Source organism: Marilutibacter chinensis, assembly GCF_021725675.1.
Lineage (GTDB): Bacteria > Pseudomonadota > Gammaproteobacteria > Xanthomonadales > Xanthomonadaceae > Marilutibacter > Marilutibacter chinensis.
The window spans coordinates 93,625-116,064 of sequence record NZ_JAKJPO010000003.1 but is presented as its reverse complement, the minus strand read 5'-3'; the positions used below and the strand labels follow the sequence as shown (position 1 = coordinate 116,064).

20 protein-coding genes are annotated in these 22,440 nt (G+C 68.9%); 9 read left to right on the top strand and 11 right to left on the bottom strand.

The window, feature by feature from the left end:
• Nucleotides 1–37 precede the first annotated feature (37 nt).
• Complete coding sequence (locus tag L3V18_RS06200) at nucleotides 38–1,189, top strand: GGDEF domain-containing protein (RefSeq protein WP_237053820.1); 1,152 nt, start codon at nucleotides 38–40, stop codon at nucleotides 1,187–1,189.
• Nucleotides 1,190–1,222: 33 nt separating this feature from the next.
• Here L3V18_RS06200 and L3V18_RS06195 read toward each other — a convergent pair whose 3' ends face one another.
• The 7 genes from L3V18_RS06195 to L3V18_RS06165 all read right to left on the bottom strand — a co-directional run bounded on the left by L3V18_RS06195 (nucleotide 1,223) and on the right by L3V18_RS06165 (nucleotide 11,152).
• On the bottom strand, nucleotides 1,223–1,612 hold the full coding sequence (locus tag L3V18_RS06195) for a VOC family protein (RefSeq protein ID WP_237053819.1): 390 nt from the start codon (nucleotides 1,610–1,612) through the stop codon (nucleotides 1,223–1,225).
• A gap of 218 nt (nucleotides 1,613–1,830) precedes the next feature.
• Nucleotides 1,831–2,754, bottom strand: a complete 924-nt coding sequence (locus L3V18_RS06190) for a HEAT repeat domain-containing protein (protein ID WP_237053818.1) — start codon at nucleotides 2,752–2,754, stop codon at nucleotides 1,831–1,833.
• 111 nt (nucleotides 2,755–2,865) lie between these two features.
• Nucleotides 2,866–3,654 (bottom strand): M23 family metallopeptidase, encoded by a 789-nt coding sequence (locus tag L3V18_RS06185; RefSeq protein ID WP_237053817.1) that lies wholly within the window; start codon nucleotides 3,652–3,654, stop codon nucleotides 2,866–2,868.
• A 231-nt stretch (nucleotides 3,655–3,885) separates the two neighbouring features.
• On the bottom strand, nucleotides 3,886–5,298 hold the full coding sequence (locus tag L3V18_RS06180) for a dihydrolipoamide acetyltransferase family protein (protein WP_237053816.1): 1,413 nt from the start codon (nucleotides 5,296–5,298) through the stop codon (nucleotides 3,886–3,888).
• Nucleotides 5,299–5,332: 34 nt separating this feature from the next.
• A complete protein-coding gene (locus L3V18_RS06175) occupies nucleotides 5,333–6,373 on the bottom strand; it encodes an alpha-ketoacid dehydrogenase subunit beta (protein ID WP_237053815.1) in 1,041 nt (346 codons plus the stop codon).
• Nucleotides 6,370–7,443 (bottom strand): pyruvate dehydrogenase (acetyl-transferring) E1 component subunit alpha, encoded by a 1,074-nt coding sequence (gene pdhA / locus L3V18_RS06170; protein WP_237053814.1) that lies wholly within the window; start codon nucleotides 7,441–7,443, stop codon nucleotides 6,370–6,372. The genes L3V18_RS06175 and pdhA overlap by 4 nt, the downstream gene beginning before the upstream one ends.
• 436 nt (nucleotides 7,444–7,879) lie before the next feature.
• Entirely contained in the window at nucleotides 7,880–11,152 is a 3,273-nt protein-coding gene (locus tag L3V18_RS06165) for a lamin tail domain-containing protein (RefSeq protein WP_237053813.1), read from the bottom strand.
• 209 nt (nucleotides 11,153–11,361) lie between these two features.
• Between L3V18_RS06165 and L3V18_RS06160 the strand changes: the two genes are divergently transcribed.
• Together L3V18_RS06160 and L3V18_RS06155 are read left to right on the top strand one after the other, a co-directional pair.
• The gene (locus tag L3V18_RS06160) at nucleotides 11,362–12,246 is read left to right on the top strand and encodes a tryptophan 2,3-dioxygenase (protein ID WP_237053812.1); all 885 of its coding nucleotides are present in this window, start codon (nucleotides 11,362–11,364) and stop codon (nucleotides 12,244–12,246) included.
• 250 nt (nucleotides 12,247–12,496) lie between these two features.
• Nucleotides 12,497–14,023 (top strand): peptide MFS transporter, encoded by a 1,527-nt coding sequence (locus L3V18_RS06155; RefSeq protein WP_237053811.1) that lies wholly within the window; start codon nucleotides 12,497–12,499, stop codon nucleotides 14,021–14,023.
• A 72-nt stretch (nucleotides 14,024–14,095) separates the two neighbouring features.
• Here the strand turns inward: L3V18_RS06155 and L3V18_RS06150 are convergent, their stop codons facing one another.
• Together L3V18_RS06150 and L3V18_RS06145 are read right to left on the bottom strand one after the other, a co-directional pair.
• Complete coding sequence (locus L3V18_RS06150; protein ID WP_237053810.1) at nucleotides 14,096–14,416, bottom strand: DUF7709 family protein; 321 nt, start codon at nucleotides 14,414–14,416, stop codon at nucleotides 14,096–14,098.
• A 73-nt stretch (nucleotides 14,417–14,489) separates the two neighbouring features.
• The gene (locus L3V18_RS06145) at nucleotides 14,490–15,008 is read right to left on the bottom strand and encodes a MarR family winged helix-turn-helix transcriptional regulator (RefSeq protein ID WP_237053809.1); all 519 of its coding nucleotides are present in this window, start codon (nucleotides 15,006–15,008) and stop codon (nucleotides 14,490–14,492) included.
• 133 nt (nucleotides 15,009–15,141) lie between these two features.
• On the opposite strand from L3V18_RS06145, the gene hppD reads away from it, so the two are divergent.
• From hppD to hmgA, 3 genes are read left to right on the top strand one after another with little or no spacing between them, the layout of a single operon-like run.
• Entirely contained in the window at nucleotides 15,142–16,236 is a 1,095-nt protein-coding gene (gene hppD, locus L3V18_RS06140) for a 4-hydroxyphenylpyruvate dioxygenase (RefSeq protein ID WP_237053808.1), read from the top strand.
• A gap of 58 nt (nucleotides 16,237–16,294) precedes the next feature.
• The gene (locus tag L3V18_RS06135; protein WP_237053807.1) at nucleotides 16,295–16,699 is read left to right on the top strand and encodes an endonuclease domain-containing protein; all 405 of its coding nucleotides are present in this window, start codon (nucleotides 16,295–16,297) and stop codon (nucleotides 16,697–16,699) included.
• Nucleotides 16,696–18,027 (top strand): homogentisate 1,2-dioxygenase, encoded by a 1,332-nt coding sequence (hmgA, locus tag L3V18_RS06130; RefSeq protein ID WP_237053806.1) that lies wholly within the window; start codon nucleotides 16,696–16,698, stop codon nucleotides 18,025–18,027. The genes L3V18_RS06135 and hmgA overlap by 4 nt, the downstream gene beginning before the upstream one ends.
• Nucleotides 18,028–18,061: 34 nt before the next feature.
• Here hmgA and L3V18_RS06125 read toward each other — a convergent pair whose 3' ends face one another.
• On the bottom strand, nucleotides 18,062–18,751 hold the full coding sequence (locus L3V18_RS06125) for a MerR family transcriptional regulator (protein ID WP_237053805.1): 690 nt from the start codon (nucleotides 18,749–18,751) through the stop codon (nucleotides 18,062–18,064).
• A gap of 284 nt (nucleotides 18,752–19,035) precedes the next feature.
• Here L3V18_RS06125 and L3V18_RS06120 point away from each other — a divergent pair, with 284 nt between their 5' ends.
• Together L3V18_RS06120 and L3V18_RS06115 are read left to right on the top strand one after the other, a co-directional pair.
• A complete protein-coding gene (locus tag L3V18_RS06120) occupies nucleotides 19,036–19,824 on the top strand; it encodes a lectin (protein ID WP_237053804.1) in 789 nt (262 codons plus the stop codon).
• Nucleotides 19,825–19,982: 158 nt separating this feature from the next.
• On the top strand, nucleotides 19,983–20,936 hold the full coding sequence (locus tag L3V18_RS06115; RefSeq protein ID WP_237053803.1) for a sodium:calcium antiporter: 954 nt from the start codon (nucleotides 19,983–19,985) through the stop codon (nucleotides 20,934–20,936).
• 108 nt (nucleotides 20,937–21,044) lie between these two features.
• On the opposite strand, the gene L3V18_RS06110 is transcribed toward L3V18_RS06115, so the two are convergent.
• On the bottom strand, nucleotides 21,045–21,923 hold the full coding sequence (locus tag L3V18_RS06110; RefSeq protein WP_237053802.1) for an NAD(P)-dependent oxidoreductase: 879 nt from the start codon (nucleotides 21,921–21,923) through the stop codon (nucleotides 21,045–21,047).
• Nucleotides 21,924–22,024: 101 nt separating this feature from the next.
• On the opposite strand from L3V18_RS06110, the gene L3V18_RS06105 reads away from it, so the two are divergent.
• On the top strand, nucleotides 22,025–22,354 hold the full coding sequence (locus tag L3V18_RS06105; RefSeq protein WP_237053801.1) for a winged helix-turn-helix transcriptional regulator: 330 nt from the start codon (nucleotides 22,025–22,027) through the stop codon (nucleotides 22,352–22,354).
• The last annotated feature ends 86 nt before the right edge of the window (nucleotides 22,355–22,440 follow it).

The following is a 22,440-nucleotide window of genomic DNA, read 5'->3' as shown; positions in this document are numbered from 1 at the left end:
CCGATCACAAAACCCCGCCCGCTCCACTCCCGTTCCCGTGCGTCTGCGTTCCGAAGCTCCCAGCAGCATCGTCCAGGCCCCGGCCGATGCATCGGCCGGGAGCGCGCCCGTTTCCAGAAGCGCGGGCGAAGCCGGTCGGCAGGCGGCGCTGGATGCCTACGACGTGCTCGATACCGCACCGGAACAGGCGTTCGACGACATCGTGCGTCTGGCGGCTACCGTCTGTGGCACGCCGGGAGCGCTGATCTCGCTGATCGATCGTGACCGCCAATGGTTCAAGGCGCGACTCGGGGTCGACGTGGTCCAGACCCCGCGCGACGAGGCGATCTGCGATCACGCGATCCGGATTCCCGAGCGGTTGCTGGAGGTGCCCGACGTGCGCGCGGACCGGCGTTTCTCGCGGATCTGCCTGGAGGTCGACGGGTGGCCGCTGCGCTTCTATGCCGGGATGCCCTTGCGCAGCCCCGACGGTCACGCGCTGGGCACCATCTGCGTGCTCGACGCGGTCCCGCGCGAGTTGAGTGAGGTGCAGCGCGATGGCCTGCAGGTGCTCGCGCGGCAGACCCAGCACCTGCTCGAGCTGCGCCGCTACGCGAACGAGCAGCGCCGGTTGCTGGCCGAGCGCGAAGCCTTCACGTTGCGCCTGGAAGAGGCGCGCGCCGATCTGCAGCGCCGCAACGAGCAGCTCGAACACCGCGCCCATCACGACCAGCTGACCGGCCTGATGAATCGCGTCGGCCTGGCCCAGCTGCGACAGCGTCCGGAGGCGATCGCGCGGCTGACCGGCGCACCTTACAGCCTGATGCTGATCGACGTGGACCACTTCAAGCAGGTCAACGATCGCCATGGGCACCTGCTTGGCGACCGCGCGCTGCAGGCGGTCGCCGATGCGGTCGCGGCGACGGTCCGGTCCAGCGACATCGCGGTCCGCTACGGTGGCGAGGAGATCCTGGTTGTGCTGCCGGAGACCCGCCTCGCCGGTGCGGTCGAGGTCGGCGAGCGCATCCGCGACCGGGTGATGCATTCGGGGTTGCCGTTCGCTCTGACGGTGTCGATCGGCGTGGCGGCCGGCGAGCCCGGCGAGCTGTGGGCGGACCAGGTGTTCGATCGCGCCGACCAGGCGCTGTACCGGGCCAAGGCCGGCGGCCGCAACCGCGTGGTCGCCGACGACACACCGCTGCTCGGGTAGCCGGTGGCCGGCTCCGTGTGCGGAAGGTCCGGGTCAGTCGTCCCACTGCGTCGGCGGTGTTCCGCGCTCCGGATGCTTCATCCGCACAACGCAGAAGCGTTGCCCGGTCGGCGCTTCCATCACCCACCAGCGCTTGACGAAGGCGATCTTCTTCGCGCCGAGCGCTTCCAGCCGCGCCGCCTCGGCATCGATGTCGTCGGCTTCGATGTCCAGGTGCACGCGCGACTCATGCGCGACCTTCTGGACCTCGATGTGCAGGTCGCCGGGGGTGTCGCCGAACTGCTGGTATTCGGCGCTGTCGTCGCCGGCATCGCGGTCGGCGATGCTGACGCCGAGCGCCCGGCTCCAGAAATCGGCGGCGGCGTCCAGATCGTCGGTCCTGCAGTCGATGATGAAGCCGGCCAGGCGGCTGCGATGTGACATGGCGTGGGTTCCGTCGCTGGGAAGGTGTTGGCGAGCATACCGGCGGTTCGCCGGCGAAGGTGCCGCGAACCGTCGCGATCAGCGGAAGTCACGCCGCACCCGGGAGTCCGGGGGGCTGTCCTGGTTCTCGCCGCCTGCGGCAGCCCGGATCTTCCGCGTGCTTGAGCGGGAAGGACCCTGGTGCGAACCCCGCCGGGCTGGCAGCGCGGCGCGGCACGTCAGTGGCCGTGGCCGCCGTGGCTGCCGGAGTCGTCGTCATCGATCATCCGCGCCGCCTGCGAGTAGATCGCATACTCCGCGCGATCGAGCGGGAAGTCCTGCAGGGCCAGCACCGCGGCGAACCGCTCGTCGGCGCCGGAACCCGGGTCGGCGGCGATCGCCAGCAGGGCATCCTTCAGGCGGGGCGAGCGTACGCCGGACGCGGTCACGCCGCCTATCGCCGCCTGCCGCACCTGCGGGGCGGCGTCGAGGATGGCCCGATGAAGGATGTTCTCGAGATCGCTGCCCTTGTCCCACGAGACCGACTGCGTGACGCTGGCGGCACGGACCTCCGGGTCGGGATGCTCCCGCAGCCGGCCCAACTGCTCGACCACCGGAGCCGCGTCCTCGGTTGGCACCACCGCCGCTTCCAGCATGCCGACCAGCCGGCCGAGCATGGCAGGGTCGGTTTCCTCCTCGATCTGGCGCGTGAGCAGCTTGCGGACTTCCGCATTGTCCAGCGGGTAGGCTTCCAGCAACGCCAGACCGTCCTGGCGCCTGTCAGGGTCCGAGCTGTCGGCCAGCCCGAGCGCGAAGCGCAGGATCTCCTCGTTGTCGGCGGCGGCGCTGCGCAGGACCGCCAGCAACGCGCCCCGGGTATCGAGGTCGGTCGCGGACGCATACATCGCCAGCAGTCTCTGCAGATAGGCCGGGTCGCCCTGCACGCGCCTGACCTCGCCGTCGAGGTCGTCGCTCACCGTCCGCGAGCCGGCCGGGGCAGTGCGCCCGGCGGGGGGCGGGGCCGTGTCGTCCGATCGCTCCGCCGTCAGTTCGGCCTGCGGAGACGGCGCATCGTCCGATCGCGAAGTCGAAAGCCATGCCAGCACCGCGCCGGCGACGATGACGGCGCCGACTGCGGCGATGCCTGCGCGGGAACGGGTCATCAGCGGTCACACCTGTACAGCGATGCGGGGTAGGAGCGGGGCCCGCCGACGCGCAGGTCGACGGGCCGCGCGCGGCGGCGCCAGATCAGGTCCGGCGCCCCGGGGAGGGAATCAACACCTGGGCGCGACGAAGCCGCTCGAGCCGGTATAGGTGTACGCGTCCGGAATCCACCTTCCACTGCCGATGCGGTTCCAGATCGAGCTGGTGCCGTAGTAGCCGGTGATCGACTGGCCATAGGTCTGGCAGTAGATCGTCACCTTGCTGCCATTGGCAAGGCTGCCGACGACCGAGTAGTTGGTGCTGGGGCCGGCGCGCACGTTGAGGTTGGCGCCGTTGGTCCTGACCGTGCCGGTCGCTCCACCGGACCCGGTGTTGCAGTCCCCGGCGGAGAAGTACCTGACGCCGCCGTAGGGAACCGTCACGCCGTTGATGATGGGGTCGCGCACGACGCCGTTGTAGATCTGTTCGTAGTGCAGGTGCGCGGCGAAGGTGTATTTCGCGCTGCTCTTGCCGACCGTGCCGATCTTCTGTCCGCGCCTGACCGTCTGGCCTTTCGACACCGACATCGCGTTCAGGTGCGCGTACCGCGTACGCCAGCCGCCGCCGTGATCGATGACGATGTTGCGGCCGTAACCGGTGTTGGTGTCATACGCTGCCTTGATCACGGTGCCGGCGGCCGCTGCCGCGACCGGCTTGCCGAGGTCCGCGTCTCCGGATCCCCAGTTGATGTCGGCTGCATGCGCCGGGTTGTGTCCGGACCAGTTGCTGACCCTCCACTGGGTACTGCTCTTGCCGCAGACCGGCAACTGGAAATTGGGAGCCGCATGCACGGCCGCGGTACACAGGCCGAGCAGGAGGAGTGACGACAGGCGGAGCTGCAAACGCTTGGCTGGAGTCATTGCTGAGGCCATTGGCTTTTCCTCTCCATTGCAAAGTTGTCCATGGATGCCGGGTCCCTGCCCCCGGTGGCGATGCGCGATGGATCGGCGCCTGCTCAAGCTAGCGGCTGGACATGGATATTTTGTGATCCAGACTGCAATTTATTATTCCGACTCGAAAATCTTGCGTAATAAATGCAGACGCCCGCGGGATCGCGGGCGTCTGCGGGCGGTTCCCGGGGCTTCCGGCGCTCAGTTGGGCAGCGCGAGGTCGTCGATCATCGCGCGCAGGAAGCGCGCCGCTTCGCCGCCGGTGCAGGCGCGGTGATCGAAGGTCAGCGACAGCGGAATCACCTTGTGCGCCTCGACGCCCCCCATCACCGGCGTCATCTGGTGACGGCCACGGCCGGCGGCGATGATCGCGACGCACGGGGGCACCACCACGGGCGTCGCGTAGCGGCCCGCGAACATGCCGAAGTTCGACAGCGAGATCGTGTAGCCGGTCAGCTCCGAAGCCGGAATGCTGCGGTCCTCGACCTGCGCGCGCAGGCGGTTGACCGCCTCGCGGACGCCGCGCGCGTCGAGCACGTCGGCGTTGCGCAACGCGGGCACGAACAGGCCGTCGTCGGTGTCGACCGCGATGCCGATGTCGACATGCGGATGCAGGGTGCGGGTCAGGTTGTCGCCGTCGAACCAGGCGTTCAGCGCGGGCACCGTCCTGCAGGCGACGACGATCGCGCGGATCAGGCGCACGGTGATGTCGTTGCCGGGCATCCACGCGTGGATGTCGGCGTCGTCGGCGAGGGTGGTCGGTACGACCTTGCTGTGCGCATCGGCCATCACCCGCGCCATGTTGCGGCGCACGCCCTTCAGCGGCTCGGGCTGGCCGCTGGGCGCGGCGGCGGCCGATGGCGGCCGGGTGCGGATCGGCTTGCCTGCCTGCGACAGCGTCGAGCGTTGCGGTACCGGGCCGCTCCCGCCGTGTGCGGCGGGGCCGGCGCCGCGGGTATCGGTGCCGTGGTCCGCGGCCCCGCGGGCGGGAAGCAGCGCGGACGGATCGGCGGCGGCCTGCTTGACGTCGGCCATCGTCACCACGCCGTCGGCGCCGGTCGCGCGGACCCTGGCCAGGTCGACCTTGAGCTTGCGCGCCATCGCGCGCACCGCCGGCATCGCCCTGACGCCACCGATGCTGCTGGCCTGTTCGCTGTGGACGGTGTCGGACGACTGCATCGCGCCGACCACGGTGCCGCTGTCGGTGCGCCCGGCGCCGACGGGCATGGACTCGTCGTGGGGAATGGCGCCGCCCTCGTCGGAGGCGACCACGCGATCGTCCGGCGCCGGGTCCTGATGGCCCACGCCGTGATCGCCGCCGCCGTGGTGATGGCCGGTGTCCTGGCCCTCGGCGCGCTGCGGCATCGACGGATCGATCTCGAACTCCGCCAGCATCTTGCCGGTGACGATCACGTCGCCCGGCTCGCCGGCCAGCTTCAGCACCTTGCCGGAGACCGGCGACGGCACCTCGACGACGGCCTTGGCGGTCTCCATCGAGACCAGGTTGTCGTCCAGGCGGATCGTGTCGCCCGGCTTGACGAACCATTCGACGATGGTGGCGTCGGGCAGGCCCTCGCCGAGGTCGGGCAGCAGGAAGGTCTTCTTGTCGCTCATGTCGGTCCTTGCGTCTCAGGTCGGCGCGTGTGTGTCAGCCCGCGGCCAGCGTGCGTTTCGCCGCGGCGACGATGCGATCCACCCCCGGCAGGTACTTCATCTCGAGGCGGAACAGCGGGATGTGGGTGTCGTAGCCGGTGACGCGCTCGACCGGAGCGAGCAGGTCGTACATCGACTCCTCGGCCAGGCGCGCGGCGATCTCGGCGCCGAAACCGGCGGTCTTCGGCGCCTCGTGCACGATCACGCAGCGTCCGGTCTTCGAGACCGACTCGGCGATCGTCGCGAAGTCGAGCGGGCGCAGGGTCGCCACGTCGATGACCTCGGCGCTGATGCCCTCGGCCGCGAGCCTGTCGGCCGCCTCCAGCGTCTCCTTCACCTGCGCACCCCAGGTCACCAGGGTCACGTCGCTGCCGTCGCGCAGCACGAAGCAGACATCCAGCGGCAGCGCCTCGCCGTCGTCGGGCACGATCTCCTTGTACTGGCGATAGATGCGCTTGGGCTCGAAGAAGATCACCGGGTCCGGGTCGCGGATCGCGGCCAGCAACAGGCCATAAGCGCGCGCCGGCGAGGACGGCATCACCACCCGCAGACCGGGCACGTTGGTGAAGATCGCCTCGTTGGCTTCGCTGTGGTGCTCGGGTGCGCGGATGCCACCGCCCCACGGCACGCGCAGCACCATCGGACAGGTCAGCCGGCCGCGTGTGCGGTAGCGGAAGCGCGCGGCGTGGCAGACGATGTGGTCGACCATCGGGTACATGAAGCCGTCGAACTGCGACTCGGCGACCGGCTTCATCCCCTGGCTGGCGAGGCCGACGGTGAGGCCGGCGATCGTGGTCTCGTCGAGGGGAGTGTCGAGCACGCGCTCTGGGCCGAATCGCTGTTGCAGGCCGGCGGTCGCGCGGAACACGCCGCCGTTGACGCCGACGTCCTCGCCGAGCACCAGCACGGTGTCGTCGTTGCGCATCTCGTACGCGAGCGCCTGGGTGATCGCCTCGATCAGGGTGATCGCCGTGGTGGCGGGCGCATCGGCGGGTGCATTGGAGCGGGTCGCGGTCATGGTCTCGGCCTTGTTCATGCGCGGCCCTCGCGACGGATCGCGGCTTCGCGCTGCTCCAGCAGATCCGCCGGCGGGTCGGCGTAGAGGTAATCGAACATCGCCTCGACCGGCTGCACCGGCGTCTCGAGATAGGCATTGATCTCGACGTCGACCTTGCGTGCGCACTCCTCGGCCCAGGTCTTCTCCTCGTCCTCGCCCCACAGCTTCTGCGCAGTCAGGTAGTTGCGCAGGCGGACCATCGGATCGCGGGTCCAGGCGTCCTTGACCTCGGCGTCGTCGCGGTAGCGGCGGGCGTCGTCGGCGGTGGTGTGGTCGTGCAGGCGGTAGGTCATGAATTCGATCACGCTGCCGCCCTCGCCGTTGCGGGCGCGCTCGGCGCAACGGCGCATGCCCTCGAGCACCGCAATCAGGTCGTTGCCGTCGACCTGCAGACAATGCAGGCCGCCGGCCAGACCCTTCTGCGCCAGGGTCTGGGCGCCCGTCTGCGCCGAGCGCGGCACCGAGATCGCCCAGCCGTTGTTGATGACGCACAGGATCAGCGGCAGCTGATAGGCGCCGGCGGAGTTCAGTGCGGCATAGAAGTCGGTCTTCGACGAACCACCGTCGCCGCAGCAGGCGACGGCGAGCTGCTTCTGGCCGCGCAGCTTGAACGCCAGCGCGGCGCCGGCCGCGTGCAGGCACTGGGTCGAGATCGGCACGCTCCATGCGTAGTCGTGGCGCGGGCCGGCGAAGTCGTTGCCGCGCTCGTCGCCGCCCCAGTACAACAGGATCTCGCGCGCCTGCACGCCGCGCATGAACTGCGCGCCGTACTCGCGGTAGCTGGGCGCGAACACGTCGGCCTCCTGCATCGATGCGCCGATGCCGACATGGGTCGCCTCGTGGCCGAGGCAGGCGGCGTAGGTGCCGAGCTTGCCGGTGCGCTGCAGGCGGATCGCCTTGTCGTCGAAGGTGCGCACGAACAGCATCTGCTTGAACAGCGGCAGCAGCGCTTGCGGATCCTTGAACGCCGGCGGCAGCTTGCCGATCGGCTTGCCCTGCGGGTCGAGGTATTGCAGGTACTCGATTTCGAACTTCGCGGCGATGGTCATCGCGCCTGGTTCCCGTAAAACGTGACCCCGATGATAACCAAGCGGCCTTAAGGGACCGTTGCGCGCTGCGACATGCATGCCTGCAGGAAAAGCGCTATGGCGTGCGGAGCGGCCGGAACATCGCCCGCAGGAGCGGAGCGGGCCGCGATCCCGGATCTGCGTCCGCAACCCGCATGCTGTTGCGCAAACACGGGGGTCACCGTTGCGCTTTTACGCGCCCGTTCGCGCCCTTCGATTCGCGCCCGCGACGCGAATCGTTCCCCGGGTCAGGGCGCCAGGAGCGGCCCACGCCGCGATGGGCCTTCCCGACAGAATCAGTCGCGGCTCGCGCCGCTCCTGCAAAGGCCGTGCGAATATCCGATGGGCCGGAAGCGGGCATGAAAAAGGGCGCGGCCGTGATGGCCGCGCCCTCGTTCGGGACTGCGTGAAGCCGGGTTCAGCGACCGCGCGCGTGCCCGCGGCCGATGCGCGCATCCAGCGTGTCGCGGTTGTTGCCGCTGCGCGGATCCGGCGTGTCCGAGTCGACCTCGGCACTGAACGACAGCGTCTCGCCGCCGGCCGGGCGGCCCGGGACGACGACGGCGAACGCCAGCCACTGCGTACCGCGCGTCATCTCACCTTCGCGCGTGCACTCGGCGCGGAAGCCGGCGGCGGTACCGGTCGCACGACTGCACGACCAGCCGCGCGGGGCGGCGATCGCGGCGCGGTTGGCCTCGACGTTGCCCTCGACCACCAGCCGCACGTTGGCCGCCGCGTCCGGTCCGGCGTTGCGCACCGGCGCGAGGAAGGTCGCGATGGTGTTGCGGCGGAGCGGATGGGCGCTGCCGATCAGTCGCACCGACAGGTCCGCCGAACCCAGCGCGGCGACCGGAACGGTCACGCTGGCCTGGTTGTCGGCGTTGGCCGGATCGTTGACCTGCGACTGTGCGGCGACGCCGAGCCGCAACGCGTCGCCCGCGCTGGAGGCGGGGACGATCGCGTCGATCGCGAACGTCGTGGTGGCGCCGGCATCGAGCGAGTTGGCATGGCAGGTGATGGTGGTGGTGTTGGCGTCGGTGTCCTGCCTCGGCACGGTGCAGCCCCAGTCCGCGGGGATGCCGGCCAGTGACGGCGACAGCAGGGCATCGAACACGAACGCGACCGCCACCACCGTCGCCTCGCCCGGGCCGGCATTGGCGACGCTGGCGTCGAAGCGGACGGTGTCGCCGACCTCGGCGCCGGCACTGCCCGACGAGGCGCTGACCGACAGGTCGGCGCGGCGGAACGCCGGCACCGCGATGCTCAGGCGCACCGGATCGTGGTCGGACGAGCGGATCGCGATCGACGCATCGTCGAAGTTGTCGACGCCGAAGTCGGCGTTGATGCGGGCGTGGTCGACCTCCAGCATCGCCGCGTCCATCGCCAGCGTCTCGTTGACCAGCACGTGGTCGAGCGTCTGCGCGCTGCCGGCGAACACGTACGAGTAGCGCTCGGCCGGATCCGGGATCAGTTGCGAGCCGTCGACCAGCGGCGTGGTCAGCGGGCTGTCGACCCAGGTCAGCACCTGGTCGGCCGGAGCGGCTTCGCCGCGGACGATGCCCATCACGTCGACGTAGCCGTCGTTGACCTCGAACGCGTTGAAGTCGCCGACCAGCACGATCCGTTCGTCCGGATCGGCCTGCTGGAACTGCTCGACCAGTCCGGCCAGGTAGGCCGCCTGCGCACCGCGCTTGGCACGGACCCGCTCGCTGGTGGTCGCCCAGCCGCTGCTGCCCGGCGAACTGTCGTCGATGCCGTTGAGCGAACGCAGGTGGTTGACGATCACCGTGACCGGATAGGCGGTGCCGGCATCCTGGTGGATGCGCGCACGCAGGCGCAGCGGCGGACGGTCGTTGAGCAGGCTGGTGCTGCCGTCCGGGTTGTTCAGCAGGGTGTCCTTGCCGAACTGGGTCACGTCCAGAACTTCGACCCGGGCGACGCCGCCTTCGACCGCGCGAGAGCTGACCAGGAAGCCGACGTTGATGCCGCCGACGTCGTTGCCCGGCTCCAGGTACGGCACGTAGCCGGGCGCCGCGGGGCAGCCGGCGTCTATGCGGTCCGACAGCAGCTGCAGCACGCGGGCGTTCTCGACCTCGACCACGCCGAGGACGTCCGGCGCCTTCAGGTAGTCGCAGATCGCCGAAGCGGCCTTGGCCAGGCGCCTGTCGAGCGCTTCCGGCGTCAGGGTCACCGCACCGTTGCCGTCGGCGATCTCGTCGAACAGCCGCAGCAGGTTGAAGCTGGCGATCGTGACCTCGTCGTAGTCGGGGTCGTTGACCGCTTCGGGCAGGCGGCCGCCGCTGACGGTCGGCGGGGTGGCGGCGTCGGGCAGCAGCGCCCAGGTGCCGGAGTAGTAGTCGAGCACGCCCAGCAGTCCGGCGACCTGCGCGTCGGCGTCGACCGACAGCGGCGTGGCGCCGACCTGGCCCCAACTGCGCACCATCAACCGCTCGGGGTTGGTATCGAAGCGCGGCGGGTCCTTGTCGGCCGGGATCTGGATCGTGTCGAGCACGCCGATGCCCGCTTCGCGGAACGGACGGGCGACGCCCGGCAGGGTCACGTGGAACACGCCGTCGGTCGACGCTCGCGCGTCGTTCTCGTCGAGGCGTCCGCCCGACGCTGCGATCACCACCGCTTCGGCCACGCTCACGCGCATGCCCTCGAGCCTCTCCAGGGTGCCGGGGAGCGCATCGGGACCAAGTTCGGCGGCGGTCAGTTCGACCGGTACCGGCAGGGCCGCGCCGGTCGACAGCACTTCGATCGTCGGAGTGACCAGTTCGGTGATGCCCAGCTGGTTCGGGTTCGATGACGGGGTGAACTCGGTGACCGTCGCGGTGACCCGCACGTTGTCGCCGACCGCAACCGTCGGGGCGCTGCCGGTGAACACGAAGATGCCGTCCGAGGTGGCGGGGTTGCCGTCGTCGTTCGCGCTCTGCAGGAAGAAGCCGTTGTTGAACTTCAGCGCGGTCACCACGCCTTCGGTGATCACGGCTTTGTCGACGTGCGGCGAGACCAGACCGTCGCCCTGGATCTGGGAGATGCTCAGCGCGACCGGCGGATCCGGCGGATCCGGAGGCTCGGCACCGCTGTTGCGCGGGTTCGGTTCGCCGCGGGTGAAGTCGGCGCCATTGTCGTCGGTATCGACGCTGCCGTCGCCGTTGCGCAGTGCCGCCGAGGTGTTGTTCAGCGACGGGGTCGCGGAGGCGCCCTCGAAGCAGTTGGCGCTGCCGAAGCCGACGAAGTCGACCACCACGGTTTCCGTGAGCGGACAGGTGCCGCTGAGCGCACCGCCGCCGTTGACGAGGGCGACCTTGCCGTTGCTGGACGACATGCTGATCGTGCCGATCGCGTCCGGCGCCGGCAGGTCGGCGGTGCCGCCGGAGCCCTGCGCCTGCTGGACCAGGTAGTAGCCGCCCGGTGCAATGCTGCCCGACAGCTCGGTGCGCTGCCAGGAGCTGCCGCTGGACGAGGCGTACTGGACGCTCCAGCCGGTCAGGTCGACCGCACTGGCGCCGTTGTTGCGGAGTTCGATGAAGTCGTTGCGCCAGGTGGCGCCGGAGTTGCCGCCGCCGCCGTAGACCTGGCTGACGACGACCTGGGCGTCGGCGTGGCCGGCGAACGCCGCCAGCGACACGACTCCCAGGACAGCAACGAGAAGACGGCCGCTTCGACGGCCGGGTGAGATATGCATGATTCCTTCCCCATGAAGTAGTGGGCGCCCGTCCCCCTGCTGGAACCGACCATGGTTCCGGACGGCCGGAACACGTTAGCGTGCGCGGTGCCCGTTTCAAAACGATGAATCCGGAGTCCTGGACCGGCGTCGGCGCCCGCCGTCCCCGGTCCGGAGGGAAGGGCGGGACGCCAATGCGCTACCCTTGCGCCCCCGCGCAGGAAATCGTCATGACCGTCGACAAGAACGAACGCGAGCTGGAGTCCGGCATCCACACCGACCTGTCCGGACGGATGAGCTACGGCGGCTACCTGCGCCTGGACCGGCTGCTGTCGGCGCAGGAGCCGCTGACCACGCCGCCGCACCACGACGAGCTGCTGTTCATCATCCAGCACCAGACCTCCGAGCTGTGGATGAAGCTGATGATCCACGAGCTCGGCGCGGCGATCGGCCATCTGCAGCGCGACGAGGTCTGGCGGTGCCGCAAGATTCTTGCCCGCTGCAAGCAGGTGCTGCGCCAGCTGACCGAACAATGGTCGGTGCTGGAGACGTTGACCCCGTCCGAATATATGGGCTTCCGCGAGACGCTCGGGCCGTCGTCTGGATTCCAGTCGCTGCAGTACCGCACGATCGAATTCCTGCTCGGCAACAAGAACGAGGCGATGCTGAAGGTATTCGCCTACGACCCCCAGGCGCAGGCGGGGCTGGAACGGGTGCTGCGCGCCCCGAGCCTGTACGACGAGTTCCTGGTCTATCTGGCCCGCTTCGGCCACGCGGTGCCGGCGGCACACCTGCAGCGCGACTGGCACCATACCCATGTGCACGATCCGGCGCTGGTGCGGGTGTTCGAGCGCATCTACGAGGACACCGACCGCTATTGGCGCGAATATGCGCTGTGCGAGGACCTCGTCGATCTCGAGAGCCAATTCCAGCTGTGGCGCTTCCGGCACATGCGCACGGTGATGCGGATCATCGGTTTCAAGCGCGGTACCGGCGGCTCCAGCGGCGTAGGTTTCCTCAGGCAGGCGCTGGAACTGACCTTCTTCCCCGAGCTTTTCGACGTGCGCACCTCGATCGGTCCGGCGGGCGGCTACGACGCTCCGGCTGCGGACTGAACACCTTGGCGCGGACGCCTTAGTGCCGGTCCGTGCGCCAATCGCGACGGCATTCCGGGTGCCGCCGCGCCCTGTTCAGGCGTTCCCGAGCGGCCACTCCGCCGATTTCTGCTGCGTCGCAACAATACGCCCATGGTTTGACGCGGAGCCGTGCGGTCGGTAATCCTCGCCCGTCCCGTGCGTCTCGCGCGGACGCCACTCCTATTCCCATTCATATTCCAAGAAAGACTTTCAAGACGGGGGAAACCGCATGAGCGGAGCCGCATCGCAAACGCCGGGGCAGGGAGCCGCCATTCCGGAATTCAAGCAGGTCATGGGCCATCCGAAACCGTTGTGGATGCTGTTCATGTCGGAGTTCTGGGAGCGCTTCGCGTTCTACGGCATGCGCTGGGCGCTGACGCTGTACATCGTCGCGCAGTTCTTCGACGGCGATGCCAGCGGCGAGGCCTATGCCGGTCGTACCTATGGCGCCTACCTGGCCCTGGTCTATGCGACCGCGATCTTCGGCGGCTACGTCGCCGACCGCGTGATCGGCTACCAGCGCTCGATCCTGCTCGGCGCGGTGATCATGTCGGCCGGCCTGTTCATGATCATGTTGCCCAACCAGCAGATATTCCTGCTCGGCCTGGCCACCATCATCGTCGGCAACGGCCTGTTCAAGCCGAACATCTCGTCGATGGTCGGCCAGCTCTACCCGCAGGGCGACCCGCGCCGCGACCGCGGCTTCACCCTGTTCTACATGGGCATCAATGCCGGCGCACTGATCGCGCCGATCCTGACCGGCTGGCTGGCCGAGCAGGTGTTCGGCACCCCGCAACTGCAGAACTACAAGGCGGTATTCGGCGCCGCCGGCGTCGGCATGCTGATCAGCCTGTTCTGGTTCTGGTTCGGCCGTCGCCAGCTCAAGGGCATCGGCCAGCCGCCGGAAGGCGGCGGCAGCGTCATGCGCGTGGTCTACGTCGCGATCGCCGCGATCGCCGCGATCCCGCTGGTCTACCTGCTGATGGCCAAGGTCGGCGCGGTCGGCCTGGCCTGGCTGCTCGGCATCCTGTTCGTGATCGTGGTCGGCATGCTCATCGTCGAGGCGATCCGCGAGGGCGCCGTGCAGCGCGACCGCGGGTTCGCGATGCTGATCCTGTTCCTGTTCAACGTGCTGTTCTGGATGTTCTTCGAGCAGGCCGGCAGTTCGTTCAACTTCCTCGCCCAGAACATCGTCGACCGCGACCTGTTCGGCGCGGGCGGCTTCGTGTTCCCGACCGGCTGGTTCCAGTCGGTGAATCCGGTGGCGATCGTGATCTTCGCCCCGATCATCACCGCGGTCTGGGCGTTCACCAGCAAGAAAGGCTTCGAGCCGTCGATCCCGCGCAAGTTCGGCCTTGGCCTGATCGGCAATGCGCTGGGCTTCGCCGTGCTGATGTACGCGCTGACCAGCCTGGTCGACGAGCAGGCCAACACGATCCCGTTCTGGCCGCTGGTGCTGTGCTACGTGCTGCAGACCCTCGGCGAGCTGTGCCTGTCGCCGATCGGCCTGTCGATGGTCACCAAGCTGGCGCCGCTGCGCCTGGTCGGCTTCGCGATGGGCGGCTGGTTCCTCAGCGTCGCGATCGGCAACAACCTGTCGGGCCTGCTGGCCGGCGAGATCTCCGGTGCCGAGGGCATGACGATCAATTCCGCGCTCGACGGCTTCACCTTCAGCTTCTGGCTGCTGGTCGGTGCCGGCGTGGTGTTGTTCCTGATCGCGCCGCTGGTCAACAGGCTGATGCACGGCGTGAAGTGACGCCCGGGCTTTCGCCTGAACCCACGACGGCGGCCTCCGGGCCGCCGTCTTCCGTTGCAGGGGGCGTGTCGCTCAGTCGCCGGCGAGCAAGGCCTGTGCCCTGAGTCCGACGAAACGGCGGCCCGGGTTGTCGCCGGCCAGCCATTCCCGCGGCGGGAACAGCTCGAACAGGCCGACCTTGACCAGCGTCGGCACCGCCAGCTCGAGCTGCCGTTCGACCTCGCCGCGCTCGCCGGCGTTGTAGAGGGCGATGTTGTGCAGCATCGTGGCGACGGTGCCGGTCTGCACCGTGCTGCCGTCCCTGAGCTTCACCGCGGGCAAGGTCTCGCCGTCGGCGACGATCTTGCGGTTGATTCCGGCCAGGTCGGCGGTATGGACGGGCGAATCGGACATGAGTGCTCCTGCGCGATGGCGACCGCCTCCGATCTGGGGGCGGACCGCGTCCGCGCAAGCCGGCGCGGCGCCCTCAGCCGCCCGCGGCCGCCGCCTCGGCCTGCAGCTCGAGCTCATCGAGCCGGTCGAGCAGGTTGAACAGCACCTGGCGCTCTGCCTCGCTGATTCCGCCCAGCAGGCGCCGCTCGAAATCCAGCGCAAGCGGTGCGACCTCGTCGTAGATCCGGTAGCCGTCCTCGCTCAGGCTCAGCACCGAGCGGCGACGGTCGTCGTCGTGCATCTCGCGGACCAGCCGCCCCGCTTCGACCAGGCGCGCGACCGCGCGGCTGACCGCGACCTTGTCCATCGCCGTGCGCTGGGCGACCTCGTTGGCCGACAGGTCCGGATAGCGTCCAAGCACGGCCATCACCCGCCATTCGGTGATGCTCAGTGCGAAGCGCTCGGAGTAGACGCCGGCGATCGCCGAGCTGACCCGGTTGGACAGCACCGAAAGCCGGTAGGGCAGGAAGTGCTCGAGATCGAGCTGGGCGTGGGCCGGTCCCTGTGGCGCGCTGTTCCGGGACGGGTTGCCGGTCGGCTTGGAGGTGTTCATCTCGTACGATGGCCTTGCGTATGGTTTCATTTGAAACTATAAAGCGGGAATGCGGATCGCCCGCCGGCAGCGCCACTCCGGCGGTTCCGCCCGATCCGGGCAGACCCAGCCCAGCAGACACCAGGAGTCCCCCATGAGCGCCCAGCCCAACCTTGGCATGCAGGTCACCACGTTCGAGAACCCGCTCGGCATCGACGGCTTCGAGTTCGTCGAATTCGCCGCGCCGGCCGGGCAGGGCGAGGCCCTGCACGACTATTTCCGCAAGCTGGGCTTCACAGCCGTGCTGCGCCACAAGCATCGCCCGATTACGGTGTATCGGCAGGGCGGTGTCAACTTCCTCGTCAACGAGGATCCGGACAGCTTCGCCGCCGACTTCGCCGCCGAGCATGGTCCGTGCGCCTGCGGCTTCGCGATCCGGTTCCGGGAGCCGGCGGGCAAGGTATTCGACACCGTCGTCAACAACGGCGGCGAGGCGGTGACCGGGAAGGCCGACAGCAAGGCGGTCGACGCGCCGGTGGTCAAGGGCATCGGCGACTGCATGCTGTATCTGGTCGACCGCTATGGCGACAAGGGAAGCGTCTATGGCAACGACTACGTCGCGGTCGAAGGCGCCGACGCCAACCCGGCCGGTTTCGGACTGACCTTCATCGATCACCTGACCCACAACCTGTACTTCGGAAACATGGCGAAGTGGTCGGATTACTACGAGAAGCTGTTCAACTTCCGCGAGATCCGCTACTTCGACATCAAGGGCGCCAAGACCGGCCTGGTGTCGAAGGCGATGACCGCGCCGGACGGCATCGTGCGGATCCCGCTCAACGAGTCCAGCGATCCGAAGAGCCAGATCAACGAGTACCTCGACGCCTACAACGGCGAGGGCATCCAGCACATCGCCTGCTTCACCGACGACATCTACTCGACGGTGGAGAAGATGCGCGAGGCCGGCGTCGAGTTCCTGGATACCCCGGACACCTACTTCGAGGTGATCGACCAGCGCATCCCGGACCATGGCGAGGACGTGCCGCGGCTGCAGAAGAACAGGATCCTGATCGACGCCGACCCGGAGACCAAGCAGCGCAAGCTGCTGCAGATCTTCACCCAGAACGCGATCGGCCCGATCTTCTTCGAGATCATTCAGCGCAAGGGCAACGAGGGATTCGGCGAGGGCAACTTCCAGGCCCTGTTCGAATCGATCGAGCGCGACCAGATGAAGCGCGGCGTGCTCTGAAGCCGAAAGCCCCTCTCCTGCCGGGAGAGGGGTTGGGGAGAGGGTACGGAGCACGGGAATGCGCAAGCCGTCACTGCCCACCCGGAGCCGGGATACCGCACGCAAACTGCGCGCCACGATGACCGATGCCGAACAAGAGCTTCGGCGTCATCCGCGTGCCGGGCAACTCGACGGATTGAAGTTCCGACGCCAGCATCCGGTCCCACCATGCTTCGTCGACTTCCACTGTGATGCGCTGAAGCTCGTGGCCGGGTTGGATGGTTCGCAGCACAATCCGGAGGTGGGTGCGGTGCGCACCCGCCATCTGGAAACGCAGGGACTGGCGGTGATGCGATGCTGGAACAACGATGTCTTGAATCAGACGGAAGCGGTAATTGAGGCGATCTTCAACTTCGCCGGCCGACGAACCCTCACCCCACCCCCTCTCCCGGAGGGCGAGGGGCTCAAGAGCGATAAGCCATGACCATTGCAAGCAACGGCTACCAATCCGGTTTCGGCAACGAGTTCGCGACCGAGGCGATCGCGGGCACTCTGCCGGTCGGTCGCAATTCCCCGCAGCGGGTCGCGCATGGGCTGTACGCGGAGCAGCTGTCGGGTACCGCGTTCACCGCGCCGCGTGCGGAAAACCGCCGCAGCTGGCTGTACCGGATCCGCCCGGCGGCGATGCACGGCGCGTTCGAGCCGTATCTGGCCGGTCATGCCGCGCAGCCGCGGGCTTCCCTCGGCAGGTTCCACAACGAATTCGGCGACGGTCCGGTCAGTCCGGACCAGATGCGCTGGAATCCGTTGCCGATGCCGGAGTCGCCAACCGACTTCGTCGACGGCCTGTTCACGATGGCCGGCAACGGCTCGCCGGCGTCGCAGCACGGCATCGGCATCCATCTGTACGCAGCCAATCGCGACATGGACGGGCGCTGGTTCTACGACGCCGACGGCGAACTGCTGATCGTGCCGCAGTCCGGCCGCCTGCGCGTCGCCACCGAGCTGGGCGTGATCGAGATCGAGCCGCAGGAAATCGCGGTGATCCCGCGTGGCATCCGTTTCGCGGTCGCCCTGCCCGATGGCGAGGCGCGCGGCTACGTCTGCGAGAACTTCGGCGCGATGCTGAAACTGCCGGATCTAGGCCCGATCGGCAGCAATGGCCTCGCCAACCCGCGCGACTTCCTGACGCCGAACGCCGCCTACGAGGACCGCGAGGGCGACTTCGAGCTGCTGGCGAAGTTCCAGGGCCACCTGTGGCGCGCGCCGATCGGGCACTCGCCGCTGGACGTGGTCGGGTGGCACGGCAACTACGCGCCGTACAAGTACGACCTGCGCCACTTCAACACGATCGGCTCGATCAGCTACGACCATCCGGACCCGAGCATCTTCCTTGTGCTGCATTCGCCCAGCGACACACCGGGCACCAGCAACCTCGACTTCGTGATCTTCCCGCCGCGCTGGCTGGTCGCGCAGGACACGTTCCGGCCGCCGTGGTTTCACCGCAACATCGCCAGCGAATTCATGGGTCTGGTGCACGGTGCCTACGACGCCAAGGCCGAAGGTTTCGTTCCCGGCGGTGCATCCCTGCACAACTCGATGAGCGGGCACGGTCCGGACGCGGCGACCTTCGAGAAGGCCTCCACCGCGGACCTGTCCAGGCCGGACGTGATCGTCGACACGATGGCTTTCATGTTCGAGTCGCGCGCCGTGCTGCGGCCGACGCGGCAGGCGATCGAGGCGGCCCATCGGCAGCGCGATTACCTGGCCTGCTGGGCCGGATTGAAGAAGCACTTCGCTCCTCCCCGCTGAGCGCCTGCATCGGCGTCGCAGGCCTGCCGCGGGCTCAGGTGGTCGCCTGCGGCCGTCCAGCGCGTTCGGCGCGCACCTCCGGCAGGTACTTCTCCGGCAGGATCTCGGCGAGACGGTCGCCGACCCGCTGGGTGTAGGACGGATTGCAGGTGGCGCGGATGTGCCGCAGCGCGTCGAGCATGCCTTCGACGATTTCGTCGGGGTCGCGGGTCGCCTGCAGACTGGCGGCCAGTGCCACCGCGTCGGCGTTGCGCAGCAGTTGCAGCAGGCCGATCACGTACATCTTCGACGCCGCCAGCGAGCGACGGGCCACGGTACGCAGCGCGGCCGCCGATGCCGGCTGCGTGGCGGCCTGGACCGACGGGCTGAGGGCGGCGGCCTGCATGGCGGGCGGGATGACCGCCGGGCGGGTGGGCGCATCCGTCGGAGCATCGCTTCGGGAGGGCGCCTGGGATGCGAGGACGCTCCTGACCGCATGCCGCGCGCCCTCCAGCACCGACGCCGTCGCGCCGGATGTGGAGCGCCCGGTCCCGTCCGCGACCAGGTAGCCGTCGCGCAGCAGCCGGTCGATGGCGGCCAGCGCGCCGGCGCCGAGCATGCCGGCGATCTCGTCGAGGCTGCGCCGGCCATTGCTGATGATCAACGCCCGCCGCTCGATGACACTCAGCTTCGCCGAGTGCTCCGTCAGGGCGGCGTGGGCTTTGGGGGTCTTGGTCGGCAGCATCGCAGGCATCCGCGGAGTGCGGGCACCACGCTAGCGGCGCGAGGTTAAAACGCGATTACAGTCGCGTTCCTTCTGTGCCGATCCTCGCATGCAGCGTCTTGATCCGTGATGCATGCCGCACTCTAGAATTGGCGGCATCGACACGGCGTTCGCACCGGCTGCACACGGCGGGCCGCTAGTCTGTGTCGGCCTGTCCACCCCCTGCCATGAGATCGCCGATGAAAATACCCGCAGCCGCCGGGCCGCACCCGTTCCAGTCGCCGCCCATGGGTCGATGGCCCGCTATGTCGCCCTCCCGGCTGTCCACCCGATGGCGGCTGCACGCGGCGGCGTTGATCGTGGGTCTGTCGATCGCGGGCCTGCTCGCCGGCTGTCAGCCGCAGGGCGATGCCGGCGGTGCCGACACCGCCGGGGAGGCCGCGACACCAGCGCTCGCGACCGACGCGGCAGCTCCGGACGACGGCGGACGTGATGCGGCGGGCATGGACGACGGAAGCCTGGCTGACGATACGGTCGACAGGGCGGTGTTCGACGACCAGCCGGCCGAGGACGTGCCTCCGGCGACGGCACCGGCACTGCTGCCGCCCCCGCCGTCGCGCGATCCCGGACCGGCGCGGATCGACGGATACGGGCCGCTGCGCTTCGGCATGAGCGCGGAAGAGATGCGCGCCGCATGGAACGGCGACTCCGCACTGGTTGCCGCCGGCGAGCCGTCCGAGGGCGGCACCTGTCATTACCTGTGGCCCGCGGATGCGGACCCTGCCACCCGGCCGGCCTTCATGCTGGAAGAAGGCCGGTTCGTACGCTATGACGTGACCGATCCGGAAATCGAGGCGCCCGGCGGCGGACGGGTGGGTGCGCGCGGCGACGCGATCCGTGCGCTCTACGTCGGTCGCTACGAGACGATGCCGCACAAATACGTCGAGGGCGGCCAGTACCTGAGGGTGACCGGGCTGGGTGCCGGCGCCTCCGCAGACGGCGTGCTGGTATTCGTCGTCGATGCGGACGGGCGGGTAAACGCGTGGCGCGCCGGCCGGCCGCCGCAGGTCGACTACGTGGAAGGCTGCTCCTGAGCGGGTCGGGTTACACCTCGCGTCGAGCGCGGAGCACGCGCGCCGGTGTCGCTGCCGGGTTCCTGCTGCGCGGCGGCGCCAGGCCCTAGAATGCAGCGGACGCGGAGCCATGACCGGACAACGTGTCCGCAACGACTGTCTGCATAGGGGAACCCCGGATGTTCGCAACCGTGCTGTGGTTCGTGCTCGGCCTCGTCCTGCTGGCGCTGGGCGGGGATTCGATCGTCAAGGGCGCCTCCGGCCTGGCCCGGCGGATCGGCGCATCGCCATTCGTGGCCGGCCTGGTGCTGGTGGCCTTCGGCACCTCGTTGCCGGAACTGGCGGTCAACCTCAAGGCCATGCTCGACGGCCAGCAGGCGCTGGCGCTGGGCAACGCGGTCGGCAGCAACATCGTCAACTTCGGCCTGACCCTTGGCGCGGCGGCGGTTGCGGCGCCGTTGCTGGTGCGCTGGCGCGCGCTGTCGCCGTTGCTGTTGCTGTTGCTGGCGGGCACCCTCGCGACGATGCTGCTGTCGCTGGATGGCGGCCTGGGTCGTTTCGACGGTCTGGGCCTGCTGCTGGCCTTCGCCGCGGTGCTGGCCTTCGCGTTCGCGCGTACCCGGCGCGAGGCGCCCGAGGTGCAGGACGCGATCGCCGCATACGCGCAGACCCGGACCGCGCTCGGCCTCAACGTACTGCGCTTCGCCATCGCCGCCGTGCTGCTCTACTACGGCGCGGACCTGATCGTGCGGCACGCGCCGGTACTGGGCACGGCGATGGGCATGGCCCCGCTGCTGACCGGCCTGCTGCCGGTCGCGATCGCGACCGCGCTGCCGGAGATGGCGGCCGCGGTGACCGCCGCGCGGCGTGGCCAGGGCGACATGGTCGCCGGCCACGTGATCGGCTCCAGCCTGTTCAACCTGTTCGTCGTGGTCGGCGGCATGGCGCTGTGGCAGCCGTTGCCGATCGCCGCCTCGTTCGTCCGCTTCGAGTTGCCGGCGGCGTTGCTGATCGCGTTGATGCTGCTGCCGATGCTGCGCGGCGACCTGCGGGTCAGCCGCGGCGAGGGCACGGTGCTGCTGGCCGCCTTCGCCGGCTGGGTCGGACTGGAGCTGATGTTCCTCCTCGGTTAGCGGGCCGACCGGCGGCATGGCCGAAGAGGGGGCGACGGCCCCGCGGCCGAGGCGCTGCCCGACGCCCCCGTCGATCGCGTCCTGGCCGTCGCGGGGGCCGTGGCGACTTCACGCCGCGTTCCGCAATACCTTGATCACCGCGACGTGTTCCTCGGGCCCGTAACCGGCCTCGATCGCGCGCTGGAACAGCCCTGCCGCGTAGGAGGGGAATTCTTCGCCGATGCCCGCCTCGCGGGCCTGGCGCACGAGGTTGGCGATGTCGGCGCCGGCAGTCTGCAGTGTGCTTTCCGGGTTCGCGTAACGCCCCTCTCCGATCACGTCGCCCATATGCCGGAGATCGTTCCCGAGTACCGGGGAGAAGTCGGCGAGCATGCCCGCAAAGGCCTGCACGTCGAGTCCTTCGGATTGGCATAGCAGAGAGGCGTGAGCCATGCCGATCCAGTGGCCGGCGAGATAGGCCAGGGTGGCCGCACCGAGCGCCGCCGCCTCGTCGACCCGCGTACCGGTGTGCGCGGATGCGCCGGCCAGCGCTTGCAGGGCATCACGTGCGCGCGCGAACGCATCGTCCGAGCCGGAGGCGAGGATCACCGTATGTTCGCCTCCGATCTGGCTGGGCCACGCGAGAATCGTGCCGTCGAGATAGTGGGCGCCGCGCGATTCCGCCCATGCCGCACCGTCCCGTGCGTCCTGCGGGGTGCCGTTGCCGAGCTGCACCACGACGCGGCCGGCCAGTGTCCCGTCGCAACGTCCAAGCACCTCGCGCATCGCCGGATAGTTCGACAGGCAGACGATCACGATCGGACTTGCCGCGACCGCCTCGACGGGGTCGTTCGCCGTACGTGCGCCCTCTGCGGCAAGCGCCCGCGCGCGCATCGGACTGCGGTTCCAGACGGTGACCCGCCAGCCCTTGCGCAGCAGCGTGCGTGCGAGCGCACCGCCCATCTCGCCGAGCCCGATCACGCTCACGTCGCCTTCGTGTTGCAGCATGTTGTCATTCCTGGTTGGGGGCCGCATACATTGGCTGTGCACGTCCGGCCGTTCAATTGCTTACCGGAACGTACGTACCCATGTCCGCGGTGGAGGCAACGATGAAACGCGCACAACCTTTCAATTGCGGACTCGGCCCGGCGATGCGGGTGATCGCCGGAAAATGGAAGCCGACGATCCTGTGGGAGCTGCATGCCGCTCCTGTCCGGTTCCGCGAACTGCGCCGCCGCATTCCCGGAATCAGCGAGAAGGTGCTCTACGAGCAGCTGCGTGAGATGGAGGCGGACGGCATCGTGCGTCGCGACGATCGGTCCGGCCGCGTGTTGCACGTCGAGTACTCGGTGACCGAAATCGGCGCATCGTTGAACGACGCCGTGCATGCGCTGGCCATGTGGGGGAGCCGGTATGCCACCGCCAGCGATGAACGATAGCGGGGCAGCCTGGAGGCGGCAGGCGGAATCGTCGGCGCGATGGCTTTGCGCCAACCCCGGCCGATAGCTACCTCATTCGCTCGCTT